We start from the raw sequence: 15,742 nt of genomic DNA, 5'->3' as shown, positions 1-15,742 counted from the left end.
GTCAGTCAGTTCATGGTAGCAGAGCCCGGAAGCAATAGACGTGGTCCCGCTTCCAGAAACGAGAAGTCCCAAGCTCGCTTCGTCTGACCCTGAATTTTCTTGATTCTGCATAAATTTTCGCGTTATCATCAAGTGTTGACGCTGTCGGTGGTAAGCCCAGAGACGCTGGTGCAGGCCGCTGATGCGACCGACCGGGGTACGCCGGGCCGACTAAACAGGATTGCGGAGGCTCCGGTGACGTCTCACATCGACGCGGTGATCACCCTAAATCCTGCTGTCGAGGATCTGGTCCCCTCCGAGGCTTTGCCGCTACAGTCCGTCAGCGACGAGATTGGCCCCTCTTCCTTCCCGAAGGTCTTACGCCGCCGCCTCGACAAGTTCTTTGCCGATGCGAAGATCTCTCCCAAAGCCGACCGTACCATGTGGGTCAAGATCGCCGCCGGGCTGACGGTGCTGGTGGGCAGTTGGATTGTCATCTACGCCCTCAAGCCGGATTCATGGAAGTTTGTTGCCCTCTACGTCTTGAGCGGTCTTGCCCAGACATTTCTTTTGCTGAATATCGCCCATGACAGCAACCATAACGCCATCTCGTCTGTGCCATCCGTAAACAAAACTCTGAACTATGTCTTCGATCTTTGCGGAATCAACTCGTACATGTGGCGTATCCTCCATCATCGAGGCCACCACTCCTGCGTCAATGTCCAGGGCGAAGACGACGCGCTAGCCGGACGCGGCATCCTTCGATTTACGCCCCATGAGCCCCACAAACCCCTGCATCGATTCCAACATCTCTATGCGCTGTTCTTGTACGCGGTTTTCTCTCTCGACTATGTCTTCGTCAGGGACTTCGAATCCTTTTTCTTCCCGTCCCACGAATACCTGAAACGTACGAAGCATCCGGCGCGAGAGTACGCCATCCTTTTTGCGGGGAAAGGTTTCTACTTTACCTACATGCTCCTCTTGCCGGTGTTGGTGCTGGGGAAGTCGCCTCTGCTGGTCGCCGGGGCGTTCGTACTGGTCCATTTGATCGTAGGCTTGACCGTAGCGCTGGTCTTCCAGACTACGCATACCGTCGACAGTACTCACTTTCCCTCGAGCCGCAACGAGTTTGACAATGGCGTTTATCACATCTTCGCGACCACGGCCGACTATGCGACGAGTAACCCGATCGTAGGTTGGCTTGCGGGTGGACTCAACCATCACATCGTCCATCATCTATGCCCGTTCGTGTGCCATACCCACTATGCTCCGTTGACCCGGATTGTGAAGGAGACCGCTGAAGAGTTCGGCATTCCTTATCGGCAGCATCCCACGATGACTCGGGCAATCTGGCATCATCTGATACTTTTGAAGCAACTGGGAAACGAAATCTAATTTTGAGCGCTTAGTTTTTATTTATGGCTACCCAATGGCTTCAGGAAGACCCCACAAAACTCCAGATTGTTCTATGCGGGCGTCCAGACAGCAATCTGGGCAGTGAGGAGTAACGTTGCCCACATCGATACCCGTTGTTTCACGATTTCGCTCCTTCGCTGATTCGCGCGCCATGGTCGCCAATCCCGTGCAGGTGTTGTCGAAGTACACCGAACTCTTCGGCGACACGTTTCGCTTCTATTTGGGTGGTATTAAAAAAGCCATCGTCACTACCAATCCCTCCGTCATTCAGCATGTGTTGAAGACCAATGCGGAAAATTATCAAAAGTCCGAAATTCAAGTAAAGCGGATGGGCCATTTTCTGGGCAAAGGTCTTCTGACCACCCATGGGGAAGCCTGGCGCACACAGCGCCGTCTCATCCAGAAGGGTTTCGACCGAAAGCAACTCGAAGCTCTGTCCGCGATCATGCAGGACTCCCTCGCCGAGTCGCTGCGGGACTTCGACCGAGAGATCCTTGTCGGCCCCGTTGATATCTACCCCCACCTTATGAAGATGACCTTCGCCATGGTCGCCCGTTCACTTTTTGGGGCCAAGCTGAAGGACGAAGATATCGACGTCGTTAGCCATACCATCTGCACCGTCCAGGAATTCATTGTCCGACAGACCCTTCAACCCTACCTGAATCCCTGGTTTGAAGCTTCGGGGGAGCTCCGTAGGCACGAGGAGATGCGAACCCGCGCAGACGGCATTCTTATGGAGTACATCAAGGCACGCCGCCAACAAGCGCCGGGCCACGACCTTTTGCAGACGTTGATGGACGCCCGTTACAGCGATGGCGAAGGCATGAGCGATGAACTGGTCCTAAGCGAGAGCATGCAACTGCTGGTTGCGGGCCATGAGACTTCATCGAATGGCCTCTCGTGGCTTCTCTATCTTCTAAGCTCGCATCCAGACTGTCTCGAACGGGTACGGCAGGAGTTTGATTCCGTGTTGGGCGATGGGCCTCTGAGTTTCAGCGACGTTTCCAAGCTTGAGTTCACCACCCAGGTCATTCAGGAGGGTCTCCGCCTCTACCCGCCGTTTTGGATGATCGACCGCATGGCCGTCGCCGACGATCACGTAGGGGATATCGTCATACCCAAAGGATCGACGGTGATTGTCTTCGTGTACGGCGCGCACCATGCGCCGCGCTACTGGGAGAGCCCGGAAGAATTCGACCCGGAGCGTTTCATCAAAGCGAACGAGAAGCTGCGGACACCCTTCACCCATCTCCCATTCGGAGGCGGACCGCGGGGGTGCATCGGCGGCAACTACGCGATGCTGCAGATGCTCATGATTCTGAGCGATCTGCTGAGAAGATACGACTTTCAGCTAACTCCTGGACAGACTATCGAAGAGCAGCCAATGGTCATCCTCCGACCGAAGCACGGAATCCGCATGACCCTGGTTACGCGCGTCAGTGAAGGACATGGGGCAGGCCGCAGCTCCGCATCCGAGGACGAAGTCCGTCGTCCAACCGAACCCACTCTCTCGCAGTAAAGAGACGAGGTTCGTCACTGTGAGCGATTGCGTATCTCGCGGCGTGTATAGAGGGCCTGGATAAGGGTTGCAGCAAGCGCGGTCCAGCCCGTCTGATGTGAAGCGCCCAGACCGCGACCCGTGTCGCCATCAAAGTACTCGCTGAAGAGGATCAGGTCCTTCCAATGGGGATCAGTCGCATAACGCTCTTCTCGGCCATGGCTCGGACGACGGCCATCCTTGTCAGGAAGAAAGAGGCTGACCAGGCGACGTGCAATGTCCTCAGCAATCTCTACAAGGGTGTGTTGCTGGCCACTGCCGGTTGGGTACTCAAGCTTAAAGTCATCACCGTATACCAGCGAGTAGCGCTCCAATGCGTTGATCAGCAGCATGTTCATAGGAAACCACACGGGGCCGCGCCAGTTGCTGTTGCCGCCGAACATGCCACTGTCTCCTTCCGCCGGTGTGTAACGGACGGTGAAGTGCTGTCCTCGAAGATTGACTTCGAATGGATTGTCATGATGATGCCGTGACAGTGCGCGGATACCGTGGGGGGAGAGAAACTCAGACTCGTCGAGAACCCGCTGCAAAATGCGTTTGAATCGGTCGTGCGGCGCGATGGCAATCCACTTCGAGCCGTTGATTTCGTCGCTGCGACCATTGGCTGTACTGACATACTCCGAGAGCTGCTCCTTGTAATCCAAGAACCACTTCGTACGCTTCTCGAAGTCCTTCAGGCCCTCAACCGTGCCGCGCTTCATAATGCACACAGCGAAGAGTGGGGCGATACCCACAAGAGAACGCACCTTCAGCGACATGCTGCGCCCGTCGTCATGATCCAACTGATCGAAATAGAATCCCTCTTCCTCGTCCCACAGACCGGTCCCACCAATGGAGTTGATGGCATCGATGACAGCGATGTAATGCTCGAAGAACTTGCTGGCGATGTCTTCGTAGGCCTTTGAACGATGATGTGCGAGTTCGAGTGCGATCTGCAGCATGACCGAGCAGTACAGTCCCATCCACGCAGTGCCGTCAGCCTGGTGCAATTGCACACCATCCGGTAGCGTCACGGAACGGTCGAAGACACCGATGTTGTCGAGCCCTAAGAAGCCGCCGCCGAAGAGGTTGTGTCCCTTTTCATCATTGCGGTTGACCCACCAGGTGAAGTTCAGCATGAGCTTCTGGAAGGCGCGTTCCAAGAAGTCGAGATCGCCGACTCCGTTCTCAGCGGCGCCGAGGCGGTAGATATGCCACACTGCCCATCCATGTACGGGTGGATTGACGTCGCCGAAGGCAAATTCATACGCGGGCATCTGCCCGTTCGGATGCATGTACCACTCGCGCAGCAGGAGAAGAAGTTGATTCTTCGCAAACTCAGGATCGATCCTTGCCATGGGAATCATATGAAACGCAGTGTCCCAGGCAGCGAACCACGGGTACTCCCACTTATCGGGCATCGAAAGAACGTCACGACAAAAGAGGTGCCTCCACTCTTCTGACTTTTTCATCCGCTCGGGCGGAGGCGCGATCTGAGTGGGGTCTCCGGTCATCCACCGTTCTGCGATGAAGTAATAAAACTGCTTACACCACAATAGGCCGCCGTAGGCTTGACGTGAGACCTTGTATTCTTCTGCCGTCGCCTCGTGCGGAATGTGCTGTGAGTAGAAGTCGTCTGCTTCCGCCTCGCGTGTTGCGAATATCCGTTGAGCGGTCGCAATGTCGATCGTCGCTGGTTCGACTCCGGGTGAGCTGTCCGATTTGCCGCCGGATAAGGTCTCGCTTTCGATGCGTGCGAGACGGAGGTAAATCGTCTGGCTTGTGCCCGGCTCAAGGACGACGCGGTATAAGAAAGCGCACTTCGTACCGCTGGCCTCCTTCACTGCGTTCTGCTCCCCGTGGACAACATAGCGATCGAAGCCGTCTTTGCTGAAGTGATCAGGGCCGTTATAGTTTGGATCCAGCCGGCGCATGTTGCTGTCGTTCTCAGTGAAGAGAAGGCGCTCCGGCAAGATGGCATTTCCCTCCAGGGGTTCGAAACGATAAGCGCCAAGAATCTTGTGTTCAGCTTGCACTCGGAAGGGGCCGGTCTGCGAGATGATGGGTTTTGTCTTCCCCGTTGCCTCAAGATTCTTCCATGACCAATTGTTGCGTAGCGTAAGCTGCGGCATGATCGTAAGCGGCGCTGCATCTGGTCCACGATTATGCGCCGTGATGCGAATCAGCGTATCGTCCGCGTCAGCTTTCGCATACTCAATGAAGAGATCGAAGTATCGATTGTCGTCGAAGATGCCGGTATCCAGCAGTTCATACTCCGGCTCGTCATAGCCGCGCCGCTTGTTTTCCGCGCGAAGCTCATCGTAAGGAAACGCGCTCTGGGGATACTTGTACAGCGCCTTACAGTAGCTATGAGTGGGAAGTGCGTCCAGATAATAGAACTGCTCCTTGACGTCTTCGCCGTGATTGCCTTCGGGGTTCCCAAGGCCAAAGAGCCGTTCTTTTAATGTCCGGTCTTTCTCGTTCCAGAGAACAGTACTGAAGCATAAACGGCACTGGCGATCCGTCCACCCGAGAAGCCCGTCCTCACCCCAGCGATAAGCGCGGAACTGGGCCATCTCATAGGGGAACGAATTCCACACGTCACCGTTGTACGAGTAATCCTCCCGTACAGTGCCCCACTGGCGCTCCGGCAGATAAGTGCCCCATCGCTGCCAGTTTTTGGTGCGATCCTTGTTTTCAATGAGGCGCTCTTCTTCAGCGGTCTTTGAGACTGCATCGCTCATAGTTGTCCTTACCTTAGGGGACACAGATCCACACCTGAGATATTAATCTCGCAGGCTAGATGATTCCACCCACAACCATTTAAAGATACCGCTGAAGTCTTAGCGCTGCTCCGACCTGGTATCAGGGTCCTTGCCACTGACATACCCTTGCATCGCCATCCGTTTGCCCATCTCGACGTACATGGCCGGATCGCGCGGCTGCCAGGTCGCCAAGCCATCGACGTAGCGGTTGTACATGCAAAAGGCCGCGGCGATCAGGACCGTGTCATGGATGTCGAGGTCGGTTGCTCCTTCGGCCTTGGCTTTCGCGATAAGGTCCGCTGTAACACGTTTGCCGTCGATCTGGACCTGCTCTGCGATCGCGAGAAGCGCTTTGAGCTTGTTCGAAATGGGTGCTGATTTGTAATCGCTACAGACTGCGTTCACGACCGTCTCACCACCTTCATGTAGATGGGCTGCGGCTGCCCCGTGGCTCGTCTGGCAAAAGTAGCAGGTGTTTCGTGAGGATACGAACGCCGCCAGTAACTCTCTGTCTGCGGAGGTGAAGCCGTCGTTGCCTGAGGCGTGGAGCAACACGTGTGCGAGTTCCCGCATGGGTTTTGCCGTCTCCGGACGGAAGGCGAACCCGGCGGTAATTCCCGGCAGTTCTTCGGGCAGTACGATGTGTGGCATGTTTATTCCTCCAATGAGATAGGGCTTGCGGCAAATGCCGCTCCAGACATAGCGAAACCGGCGGTTTTCCTGCGTGGCAACAGCAAGCTGACGGCGGCTGCAGCAAAGGCGATCGCTGCCAGATAGACGATGGAGCAGTAGTGGTAGGCTCCGGCAACGTCGTACATGTGGCCGATAAACATTGGCCCGGTAGCTCCGCCGATCGCATAGGCTGTCCAGGTGAGACCATACAGAACGGAGAAGTGCTTACGGCCAACATAATGCGCGAGCAGGTAGGGCAAGACGTCAGCTTCGCTGCCCAGGCCGATGCCGAGCAGCACCGCTCCAGACAGAGCGATGGCCGGAGACCCCGCGAAGGCGAGAACCAGAGTTCCAGTGGCTGCTAGGGCCAGGATCATGGTCTGGATGCGTTGCGGCGAGAAGCGATCGATCAGGAGACCGACGCCCAGCCTGCCAAGAATGCCGGCGGCGCCACGGACCGATAGAGCCAGCGCCGCGCTCTGTGCTGTTACTCCGTGATCGGAGAGGATCGCGGCGAGGTTTGTCACGAGCCCGTTCTCGCTGAAGGCAGAGAGCACGGTGATGCCGCACAGCAGCCAGAAGGCTGAACTCGTGAAAGCAGATCTCACACTTAGACCTGAGACAACAGGCTCTTCGTACTGTGCCGTCTCAGCTGGGCGGTTACGGACAAGAAGTGCCGTGAGGGGCAGGCCAAGCAGCGCGATTCCACCCAGCAGCAGGTAGGCGCTGCGCCAGCCGTGATGCGCGATAGTCCATTGCGTGGCAGGTGGTATAAGGATTGATCCCACGCCGCTTCCCGTGAGAATCAACGCCAGCGCGAGGCCGCGGCGCTTCTGAAACCACGTAAGAATCGTGCGCGTGTAGGCAAACTGAGCCGTTCCGTTGGCAACCAGTCCGAGAATGAAAAACGTGAGGTAGAACTGTCCGATGCTGCCGCTCAAACGGCTGAGTGAAGCAAGCGCCAGAGCGAAGACGAGGATAGACGGCAAGATGATGCGCCGGGGTGGGAAGCGATCCAGCAACATCCCGATAAACGGAGACACCAGCGCGACCGTGATAGCAGCGATCGCAAAGGTCCCATCCAATGCCTCACGTTTCCAGCCGAAGGCCGCGTGCAGCGGATTCAAAAACAGGCTGAACGTGTACGGCACGATGGGCGCGAAGCTCGTCATCACGCCGGCGAAGGCAGCAGTCGCGACGCTCCATCCGGGATAGCGGAGGGAGCTCTCGTCGTTCGCCATCACTGGACTTGTCTCATGCATGGCCAGCACCGTCCTCCTGATGCTGCTGCTGGAAAAGTTTCAACATCTCCTGTGAAGGCAGGCCGAACGCATTCACGATGCGATTGAAGCAGGCGAACAGTGCGGTAACGTGGATCGCTTCCGCAATCTGAAGATCAGTCCAGCCAGCCAGTCGCATCGCTTCGATGTCCGCAGAGGTAATCGTGTGCGAATTCTCGCTGATCTTCTTTACAAAGCGAAGGAGTATACGCTCCTCAGCTTTGAGAGAGAGGGATTCCAGATCGCAGGCCAGCACCGAATTCAGCGCAGGCGCCGAACCGCCGTTTAGTCGAAAGGAATAGGCGTGACTGTCCGCACAGTACTCGCAGCTGTTTCTTGCGGAGACGAAGGTGGAGATCATCTCCTTGTGTTGACGGCCGAGAGCGCCAGCAACAAAGAGCATGGATTTCGCCAGGCCCATCATGTGATCCAAGAGCGGTGGATGTGTGGCAAAGCACTGCAGAATGCCCGGCACCTGGGGTCGGTCGAACTCCGCGCGAAATTGCTGATACAGCCGTTGAACCTCAGGGGTAGCGCTGCCTTCCTTCACGACAGGCAGATTCGCGGCCTGTATCTGCTCGAAATCGCTGCGCTGCGCAGGCTGTTCGTCTTCAGGAGTCTTCATGGGTCTATGGGAACGTCATTTAGTCGCGGTCACGTGAATCCTACAGATTGCGCTGAAATCTGTCGTCGATCTTTCGGTGGAGAAACGACTCCACCTATCGCCGACGCGATACATCACGTTATGCTCATGACGCACTTAAGCACGAAGGAGAGACGTTATGCCACATATTCAGCTTCCCAAAGACTTGCAAGGCATTCGCAGCGCCATGGCATTTCGGCCAGAGACAGCAAAGCCGCTGAACGAACTCGCCGAAGCTCTTTTGCATGCGCCGAACTCGCTGCCGCAGGCAGACCGCGAATTGATTGCGACCTATGTGTCGTATCTCAACGACTGTTACTTCTGCCAGACCGTTCACGGTGCCATAGCAGCCGCATGTCTCAACGACGACCACGATTTGGTGAAGCGGGTGAAGGCCGACTTCCAGGCAGCAGAGATCTCCGACAAACTGAAAGCGCTTTTGGTGATTGCAGCGAAGGTTCAAAAGGGCGGCAAGAATGTGACTTCAGACGACGTGCAAGCCGCCCGCGCGCAAGGCGCCACCGACACTGAGATTCATGACGCGGTGCTCATCTCGGCAGCGTTCTGTATGTACAACCGTTACGTCGATGGACTCGACACATGGCAACCGCGCGAAGAGTCGCTCTATCGCGAGCGTGGCAAAAAGACTGCGCGCGAAGGATATGTGGAGATGAGCAAAGAATATCTTCCGCGTCAGTTGTAGACGACGCCAGGGCGTGTTTCTGAAAGACTAACTTGCTCCTTAGGGTCGGGAGCCCCGAATCAGGATATCCACGAATAGCCGCGCCTTAGTGGGCCAGTCGTCTGTGCTGCCCGCGCTGGAAATTCCATAGATGGCGCGCAGCATGTCCATTGGATCGACATCCGGGCGAATATCTTTGCTGGCGACAGCGCGGTTCGCCAGCGCTTTGGCAGCTTCTTCCATAACGCGGTTGGTCTGCTCAAACACCCGAGAAGGGCCGCCGGCCATTGCGTTCAGCGCAGGGGCAATGATCTTTTTTGCAGCAATATAACCGATGAAGACCAGCAGCCATGCCCGCAGCGCCTCGATGGGAGGCAGCTCGGCGGAGAACTTTCTCTGTGCCTCAGCGAGCTTCTCGACTTCGGTGATGTAGACAGCGGCCAGCAGGTCATCGCGTGTAGGAAAGTGACGGTAGAGCGTGCCAGGGCCGATTTTGGCGCGCTTGGCGATCTCATCCATACTGGCCTCCGATCCGCGGCGCGTGAAGACCTGCTTCGCCACTTCGAGAATCCGCGCACGGTTACGTTGCGCGTCTACGCGTGGCTTGCGGGTCGGAGTATTGGGGGTTAGCTTTTTCACCATACATTTTTTGAAACCGGAGGCACTCTCCGGCAATCTTATCGGTATAACGGAGACAGACTCCGTTTTATCGCGGGCAGCAGCCCGTGTCAACGGTTTCAAACAGGAGAGTGCGACATGGCAGGACAGTTTGGTGCAAAATCGACGACGGAAGATGTGCTCGCGGGCGTAGATCTGAAGGGCAAACGGATCCTTGTAACTGGGGTTTCGGCCGGGTTAGGAGTCGAGACAGCCCGTGCGCTGGTTGCCCACGGTGCGGATGTGATGGGTGCGGCGCGTGACCTCGAGAAGGCGAAGCGCGCGACAACAGAAGTCAGCGAAACCGCAGCAAAAACCGGGGCGAATCTAGAGCTGATTGAGCTCGATTTAGCCAGTCTGAAGAGCGTGCGTGGAGCTGCGGACAAACTGCTTGCCGATGGCAGACCGTTCGATGTGATCATCGCGAATGCCGGTGTCATGGCCACACCGCCCGGTAAGACCGAGGATGGTTTCGAGACGCAGTTCGGCACCAATCACCTGGGCCACTTCGTCTTTGTGAACCGCATCGCGAAACTGATCAAGGACGAGGGACGCCTGGTGAACCTTTCTTCCTCAGGGCACCGTTTTAGTAATGTCGATCTAAACGATCCCAACTTTGAGACAACGTCGTACGAGCCCTTTCTCGCTTACGGACGTTCGAAGACCGCAAACATCCTCTTCGCAGTTGAGTTCGACCGGCGTCATCGTGGCCGCGGTGTGCGCGCTACGGCTGTACACCCTGGCGGCATCGCGACGGAACTCGGGCGGCATATGCCAGATGGCGCCATCGAGGCCTTTGTTCAGCAAGTCCAAGAACAGCGCGCTGCCGCAGGAGAGGAGCCCTTTGAGTTCAAGTCGGTTCCACAGGGCGCGGCTACCTCGGTCTGGGCTGGAGTGGTGGCGGCGGCTGATGAAGTCGGAGGCAAGTACTGTGAGGACTGCCAGGTCGGCGAACTCATCCCTGCAGACTTGCAGGTGAGCGCCATCAACAGAGGCGTGCGCGGGTATGCGCTCGACTCCGAGAACGCAGCAGCTCTCTGGAAGAAAAGCGAGCAGATGGTTGGCGAAACCTTCGCGTAACGAAAAACGAAGCGGCAGACCACTCTATGTTGTGTGAGCGGGCTGCCGCATCTTCCAGACTTACGGAAGTGGTTGGTTGATACAGTACGGACGGTCATGGACGATAAGCGCATGGTCGGTACCGATCTGTTTGCGCCGAGCGCAAGTCACGGGCGAGGCACATCTTTACGTTAAGGTCGTAGACGACGCCGCGGCGAGCCGATGCCTCTAAGGATGAGATCGATCCCGGCAAGAAAGTCTACCCGGTCGTCGTGATCTCGGATCTTTCCAGCTACGCTCCGTGCAAACGGGTACTCCTTCGGATCGAGCTGCGACCAGGCGGTCGACACCGCATCCAGAAAGTCGGCTCGATCGAGACCCCGCGTCCGAGCGAGCTGCCCGTTGGCTGCGTTCTGCCTGCTGACGCCAAGGATGTAAGCCATCAACGCGCCTACGGCCGCCCACTGTTGCTCCTCCGGCACGCCAAGAGCGCGAATCTGCTGGCCTATGCGTTCAAGAATGCGCACGATGGGCGACAGCCCCGGAACGCTTGTGAGAGCCGAGCCTACCCACGGATGCTCGTCTATCACGTCGAACAGGCCCAACGCGACAGCGCGAATCGTTGCCTCCGGTGTCCTGGCGACGATGGTTTCGTTGATCGTGCGCGCGACCACGGCGTCGCAGGCGGCGGTCAGCAAGTCGCTTTTGTTGGCGATGTGCCAGTAAATAGCACCGGGGCCGGTAGAGAGCCGTTCGGACAGCGCTCGGAACGTCAGACCCTCTTCCCCGCTGCTGTCTAACAGCTGGATCGATGCTTCAACGATGCGTTCTCGAGAGAGCGATTCTTCGCGTCGCTGGACGCTGTGTGCTCTTTTTGCCATGCTCTATCTTGACATAAATGGAATGTCATTCCACAATAACGGAATGACGTTCCACTAACGTCTCGGGAGCTTCTGCGTGAGGAACGAGCAACATCAACCGGCTTACGACGTCATCATCTCCGGGGCTGGCCCGGTAGGACTCTTTCTTGCCTGTGAATTGGCCATGGCGAAGTGTTCTGTCCTGATATTGGAAAAGGCAGAGAATCTCCACTCGCCCTTGAAGCAACTTCCTTTCGGTCTGCGAGGGCTCAATGCGCTCTCTATTGAAGCACTGTACCGCCGTGGGCTACTGGAACAGCTTGAGGTGCCAAAACGCCTGAAAGACCCGCACTCGAATGCCGTACAAGGGCCACGTCGTCAGGTCGGGCACTTCGCCGGCATCCCGTTGCTTTCCGGCAATATCGACGCCTCACAGTGGAGGTATCGCCTCCCAAGCGCTACTGACACCATTTTGATATCAGAGATGGAGGAGCTTGAAACAGTGCTGGCCCGCCGGGCAGAAGCCCTGGGCGTAGACATCAGGCGCGGGCTTGCCATCACTGACCTCGATCAGACCGAGGACGGAGTCACTGTTGCGTGTGGTGACCGATCCTTTCAAGCTCAATGGCTTGTGGGTTGTGATGGAGCCCGTAGTATTGTTCGCAAGGTCGGCGGCTTTGAGTTCGCTGGCACGGAGCCGGAATTTACCGGCTACTCGGCTCATGTTGACCTTATCGATCCGGAGAAGCTCAAACCAGGCAGAAACATCACATCAACAGGCATGTACCTGCAATCACAGCCTGGTTATTTAATGATCCAGGACTTTGATGGCGGGGAATTTCATGGCGCAGACAAGCCGATCACGCTGGAACACGTGCAAGAGGTGCTGCGCCGCATCTCGAACACCGACGTCACCATCAGCGCTCTGCATATCGCAACCACATGGACTGACCGGGCACGGCAGGCCACGACCTACCGCACCGGACGAGTTCTTTTAGCCGGCGATGCCGCGCACATTCACGCGCCGTTAGGAGGCCAGGGGCTCAACCTTGGGCTGGGCGATGCCATGAACCTTGGCTGGAAGCTCGCCGCAACCATCCGATCGTCGAGGAGCAAAGAGAAAGCTCCGGAAGGTTTGCTGGATAGTTACTATGTCGAACGGCACCCCATTGGTGCAAAGGTCCTGGATTGGTCTCGCGCCCAGGCTGCAATCATGAAGCCCGACCCAGCTGCCCGCGCGATGAACGCAATCATGCGTGACCTGATGGAGACATGCGATGGTGCCACCTACATTGCAGGACGAGTGTGGGGTGTCACCACACACTACGATCTCCGAGGCGACCACCCTTTGGTGGGCCACAGCGTTCCCAACTTTGAGTTCGAAGACGGTGCAAGACTCGGCGAGCTCATGCACGATGGCCGCGGTGTGCTGCTCGACTTCGATGGCGATACTTCACTCAAAACTTTGGCGAGTGAATATGGCGATCAGCTGAAGTACGTTTCACGCCGAGCGAAAGAACAACTCGGCTTGAGCGCTGTACTGATACGTCCTGATGGGTTTGTCGCCTGGGCTTCTGACAGCGAACCGAGGGAACAATCCATCAGAAAAGCCGCCGCTCTTTGGTTTGCTCGTAAGGAGACAATTTGAACACTGCAATCACAATCATCGGTGCTGGGCTCGGCGGCTTGACCCTTGCGCGCGTCCTCCACGTGCACGGCATTCCAGCCACGATCTACGAAGCGGAAGCCTCTGCCACCGTTCGGGCACAAGGCGGCATGCTCGATATTCACGAACACAACGGACAGCTCGCACTCAAGGCTGCGGAACTCTTCGATAAATTTCTTGAGATCATTCACTCTGGCGGTCAGCAGGGGCGCGCACTCGACAAGGACGGCAACGTGCTGCTCGATGTGCCCGACGACGGTACAGGCGGTCGACCTGAGGTGCCCCGGGGAGAGCTACGCCGGCTCCTGCTCGAATCACTCCCTCCCGACACGGTTCGGTGGGGACACAAACTCAAAGTTGCGGCTCCGCTCGGCGGTGGCCGACACGTCCTGACCTTTGCTGACGGCTCAACCGTGACGACGGATCTACTCGTAGGGGCCGACGGCGCCTGGTCGAAGGTTCGTCCACTGCTCTCCGAGGCAAAACCGGTGTACGCCGGCATCACCTATGTCGAAACGTACCTCTACGACAGTGACACCCGTCACAAGGCGAGTGCCGAAGCCGTTGGCGGAGGCGCACTGTTTGCCATGGCGCCGGGAAAAGGCATTATGGCGCACCGAGAACCCAATGGTGTGCTGCATACGTACGTGGCGTTGAAAAAACCGGAGAACTGGATATCCGCTATCGACTTCTCCGATCCGGCAGCTGCTGCTGCCTTCGTCGCCGAAGAGTTCGGCGACTGGGCCCCGAAGCTGACTGCGCTTATCACCGACGGTGAGACTGAGCCTGTGCCTCGCCCTATCTATGCGCTCCCGGTCGAACACCGATGGACCCGGGTTCCCGGCGTCACGCTGGTTGGCGATGCAGCGCACTTGATGGCGCCATCAGGCGAAGGGGCCAATCTCGCAATGTACGACGGCGCTGAACTCGCGAAGGCCATCGCCGAGAACGTGGGGAACGTGGAAGCCGCGCTCCTTGCCTATGAGACTGACCTCTTTCCGCTCAGCGCCTTGGAAGCTGCGGAGGCGGACCGGATGCAAGAGGTGCTCTTCGGTGACAACTCGCCTCAGAGCCTGCTTGACTTCTTCACTGAGAACCAGCCCGTCAAGTAGTTGCCTGCGCGCCTTCTGAGGCTCGATAAACGTCTTGTGTTTACTAACCGATTCCTTCCGACAAGCGCGTTCTCAGGACTTACCTTACGCCAAAGACACCCTCCATTAGCCTAGCGAGGCGATTGTGCCTCCACCAGGACGGACATGAGGCGAGCAAGATCAGAGGGGTTCACGTCGCTGACAGCGGTGATACGCAGGTCATGCGTGTTGGCGTATTGGATGACGAATCCGGACTGAATTCCTGAGGTTGCCGGTTCACTCTCATCTCGAGACCGCTGCGTAAAAAAGACCGAGGCCTGATGCCTGCCGATGTTGAAGCGGAGTAGCGCCGCAGGCTGTCCGTGGAGAAAGGTGAGGTCGCCACCGTTGAGCGTAGTACCGGCAGGTAGAGCGTCGGGCAGATTGAAGCTAAAGGGCAGTTTTCCTTGGAACCAGGGTTTCACCGTATGACGATCACTGGAGATGACCTCAGGCGGAGAACCACCGGACAAGACGGCCAGATGCTGATCGAGCAGCTCCGCAGCAAGACTGCCGGACTGGCGAGTTGCGTGCCACCCGAGGAGGGAGACAGCGAGGATCAGGCTTGCGGCCAGTGCGCCCCACGTCCATGAACGTAAGGTGTAAACACCCGCGGGCTTTTTCGATGCCTCAGGGCTAAGTTGCGCTGTAAGGCGACTCAGCGCTTCCGGCGGGACGACGAAACGCTCGGAGACATGTCTGGTGGCAGCTTTGAGCTGTGTCGCAGAAAGAATGCGTATGGCGCATGGATGGCAATTAGCGAGGTGCTCCTCCACTTCGCTCGTCTCTTTCGGAGAAAGTTCGCCATCGATGAAGGCACTCACCTGGTCGTAGCCGAGATGTGCGTTGATGTGAGTCATAGCGATACCCCACGCTGTTTTTGCAGATGTTCGTGAAGCGTTCTACGTGCGCGAGAGATGCGCGACATGACGGTCCCAATCGGCACATCGATGACCAATGCAATCTCCTTGTATTTGAGACCCTCTACATCGCATAGCAGCAACACTTCGCGAAGTTGAGGATGCAGACGGTCAAGAGCCTGGTCCATCGCCGCCTGGTTGTCGAGACGGAGCAGGTGATCTTCCGGTGTAGGACTCATGTCGCTGATGTTGAGTAGATCGGGATGATCTTCCAGAAAGACCGTACGCGAGGCAGCGATGGCGGTACGCGAAGTAAGGAATGTATTGCGCAGAATACGGAAGACCCATGCTTTGAAGTTGGTGCCGGCATGAAAGGAATCGAAGGCACGTAGCGCTTTGGAGATGGTCTCCTGCACGATATCTTCCGCCTCTTCATGATTGCGGCTTAGCCAGAACGCGTGGCTGTAGAGCGATGGCAGGAGGGGCAGCGCAAGTTGTTCGAAGAGCGCGCTACTGGCGGGTGCGGGCATTATGCA

14 protein-coding genes are annotated in these 15,742 nt (G+C 57.2%); 6 read left to right on the top strand and 8 right to left on the bottom strand.

What is annotated here, in order from left to right; all coding sequences use genetic code 11:
* Window positions 1-99 precede the first annotated feature (99 nt).
* Both GSQ94_RS13675 and GSQ94_RS13670 read left to right on the top strand, forming a co-directional pair.
* On the top strand, window positions 100-1,374 hold the full coding sequence (locus tag GSQ94_RS13675) for an acyl-CoA desaturase (protein ID WP_158944435.1): 1,275 nt from the start codon (window positions 100-102) through the stop codon (window positions 1,372-1,374).
* A 115-nt stretch (window positions 1,375-1,489) separates the two neighbouring features.
* The gene (locus GSQ94_RS13670) at window positions 1,490-2,914 is read left to right on the top strand and encodes a cytochrome P450 (RefSeq protein WP_158944434.1); all 1,425 of its coding nucleotides are present in this window, start codon (window positions 1,490-1,492) and stop codon (window positions 2,912-2,914) included.
* 14 nt (window positions 2,915-2,928) lie between these two features.
* Here GSQ94_RS13670 and GSQ94_RS13665 read toward each other — a convergent pair whose 3' ends face one another.
* From GSQ94_RS13665 to GSQ94_RS13650, 4 genes are all read right to left on the bottom strand, one after another.
* A complete protein-coding gene (locus tag GSQ94_RS13665) occupies window positions 2,929-5,676 on the bottom strand; it encodes a glucosidase (protein WP_158944433.1) in 2,748 nt (915 codons plus the stop codon).
* 99 nt (window positions 5,677-5,775) lie between these two features.
* On the bottom strand, window positions 5,776-6,348 hold the full coding sequence (locus tag GSQ94_RS13660) for a carboxymuconolactone decarboxylase family protein (protein ID WP_158944432.1): 573 nt from the start codon (window positions 6,346-6,348) through the stop codon (window positions 5,776-5,778).
* Window positions 6,349-6,350: 2 nt separating this feature from the next.
* Window positions 6,351-7,631 carry an MFS transporter gene (locus GSQ94_RS13655; protein WP_254063864.1) on the bottom strand — a complete coding sequence of 427 codons (1,281 nt, stop codon included), beginning with the start codon at window positions 7,629-7,631 and terminating at the stop codon, window positions 6,351-6,353.
* Window positions 7,624-8,274, bottom strand: coding sequence for a carboxymuconolactone decarboxylase family protein (locus tag GSQ94_RS13650; RefSeq protein ID WP_158944431.1), 651 nt, complete (start codon window positions 8,272-8,274; stop codon window positions 7,624-7,626). The genes GSQ94_RS13655 and GSQ94_RS13650 overlap by 8 nt, the downstream gene beginning before the upstream one ends.
* A 157-nt stretch (window positions 8,275-8,431) precedes the next feature.
* On the opposite strand from GSQ94_RS13650, the gene GSQ94_RS13645 reads away from it, so the two are divergent.
* Window positions 8,432-8,995 (top strand): carboxymuconolactone decarboxylase family protein, encoded by a 564-nt coding sequence (locus GSQ94_RS13645; RefSeq protein ID WP_158944430.1) that lies wholly within the window; start codon window positions 8,432-8,434, stop codon window positions 8,993-8,995.
* A gap of 39 nt (window positions 8,996-9,034) precedes the next feature.
* On the opposite strand, the gene GSQ94_RS13640 is transcribed toward GSQ94_RS13645, so the two are convergent.
* Complete coding sequence (locus GSQ94_RS13640) at window positions 9,035-9,616, bottom strand: TetR/AcrR family transcriptional regulator (RefSeq protein WP_158944429.1); 582 nt, start codon at window positions 9,614-9,616, stop codon at window positions 9,035-9,037.
* A 114-nt stretch (window positions 9,617-9,730) separates the two neighbouring features.
* Here GSQ94_RS13640 and GSQ94_RS13635 point away from each other — a divergent pair, with 114 nt between their 5' ends.
* The gene (locus tag GSQ94_RS13635) at window positions 9,731-10,711 is read left to right on the top strand and encodes an SDR family NAD(P)-dependent oxidoreductase (protein WP_158944428.1); all 981 of its coding nucleotides are present in this window, start codon (window positions 9,731-9,733) and stop codon (window positions 10,709-10,711) included.
* A 170-nt stretch (window positions 10,712-10,881) separates the two neighbouring features.
* Here the strand turns inward: GSQ94_RS13635 and GSQ94_RS13630 are convergent, their stop codons facing one another.
* Window positions 10,882-11,571: a TetR/AcrR family transcriptional regulator gene (locus tag GSQ94_RS13630; protein WP_158944427.1), complete on the bottom strand. Its 690-nt coding sequence runs from the start codon at window positions 11,569-11,571 to the stop codon at window positions 10,882-10,884.
* Window positions 11,572-11,647: 76 nt separating this feature from the next.
* On the opposite strand from GSQ94_RS13630, the gene GSQ94_RS13625 reads away from it, so the two are divergent.
* The gene (locus GSQ94_RS13625; RefSeq protein WP_158944426.1) at window positions 11,648-13,198 is read left to right on the top strand and encodes an FAD-dependent monooxygenase; all 1,551 of its coding nucleotides are present in this window, start codon (window positions 11,648-11,650) and stop codon (window positions 13,196-13,198) included.
* The gene (locus GSQ94_RS13620; protein WP_158944425.1) at window positions 13,195-14,328 is read left to right on the top strand and encodes an NAD(P)/FAD-dependent oxidoreductase; all 1,134 of its coding nucleotides are present in this window, start codon (window positions 13,195-13,197) and stop codon (window positions 14,326-14,328) included. The genes GSQ94_RS13625 and GSQ94_RS13620 overlap by 4 nt, the downstream gene beginning before the upstream one ends.
* A 110-nt stretch (window positions 14,329-14,438) precedes the next feature.
* On the opposite strand, the gene GSQ94_RS13615 is transcribed toward GSQ94_RS13620, so the two are convergent.
* Together GSQ94_RS13615 and GSQ94_RS13610 are read right to left on the bottom strand one after the other, a co-directional pair.
* Window positions 14,439-15,206: an anti-sigma factor gene (locus tag GSQ94_RS13615; protein WP_158944424.1), complete on the bottom strand. Its 768-nt coding sequence runs from the start codon at window positions 15,204-15,206 to the stop codon at window positions 14,439-14,441.
* Entirely contained in the window at window positions 15,203-15,736 is a 534-nt protein-coding gene (locus GSQ94_RS13610) for an RNA polymerase sigma factor (RefSeq protein ID WP_158944423.1), read from the bottom strand. The genes GSQ94_RS13615 and GSQ94_RS13610 overlap by 4 nt, the downstream gene beginning before the upstream one ends.
* Window positions 15,737-15,742: the final 6 nt, after the last annotated feature.

This window comes from Granulicella sp. S190 (assembly GCF_009766095.1).
Taxonomy (GTDB): domain Bacteria; phylum Acidobacteriota; class Terriglobia; order Terriglobales; family Acidobacteriaceae; genus Edaphobacter.
Note: the sequence above shows the minus strand (reverse complement) of the source record. Positions and strands in the feature narration are given on the sequence as shown.

Excerpts from the sequence above, each read along its gene's own strand:
- GSQ94_RS13665 (WP_158944433.1), bottom strand. The coding sequence starts at position 5,676 with ATGAGCGATGCAGTCTCAAAGACCGCTGAAGAAGAGCGCCTCATTGAA.
- GSQ94_RS13660 (WP_158944432.1), bottom strand. The coding sequence starts at position 6,348 with ATGCCACACATCGTACTGCCCGAAGAACTGCCGGGAATTACCGCCGGG.
- GSQ94_RS13655 (WP_254063864.1), bottom strand. The coding sequence starts at position 7,631 with ATGCATGAGACAAGTCCAGTGATGGCGAACGACGAGAGCTCCCTCCGC.
- GSQ94_RS13650 (WP_158944431.1), bottom strand. The coding sequence starts at position 8,274 with ATGAAGACTCCTGAAGACGAACAGCCTGCGCAGCGCAGCGATTTCGAG.
- GSQ94_RS13645 (WP_158944430.1), top strand. The coding sequence starts at position 8,432 with ATGCCACATATTCAGCTTCCCAAAGACTTGCAAGGCATTCGCAGCGCC.
- GSQ94_RS13640 (WP_158944429.1), bottom strand. The coding sequence starts at position 9,616 with ATGGTGAAAAAGCTAACCCCCAATACTCCGACCCGCAAGCCACGCGTA.
- GSQ94_RS13635 (WP_158944428.1), top strand. The coding sequence starts at position 9,731 with ATGGCAGGACAGTTTGGTGCAAAATCGACGACGGAAGATGTGCTCGCG.
- GSQ94_RS13630 (WP_158944427.1), bottom strand. The coding sequence starts at position 11,571 with ATGGCAAAAAGAGCACACAGCGTCCAGCGACGCGAAGAATCGCTCTCT.
- GSQ94_RS13615 (WP_158944424.1), bottom strand. The coding sequence starts at position 15,206 with ATGACTCACATCAACGCACATCTCGGCTACGACCAGGTGAGTGCCTTC.
- GSQ94_RS13610 (WP_158944423.1), bottom strand. The coding sequence starts at position 15,736 with ATGCCCGCACCCGCCAGTAGCGCGCTCTTCGAACAACTTGCGCTGCCC.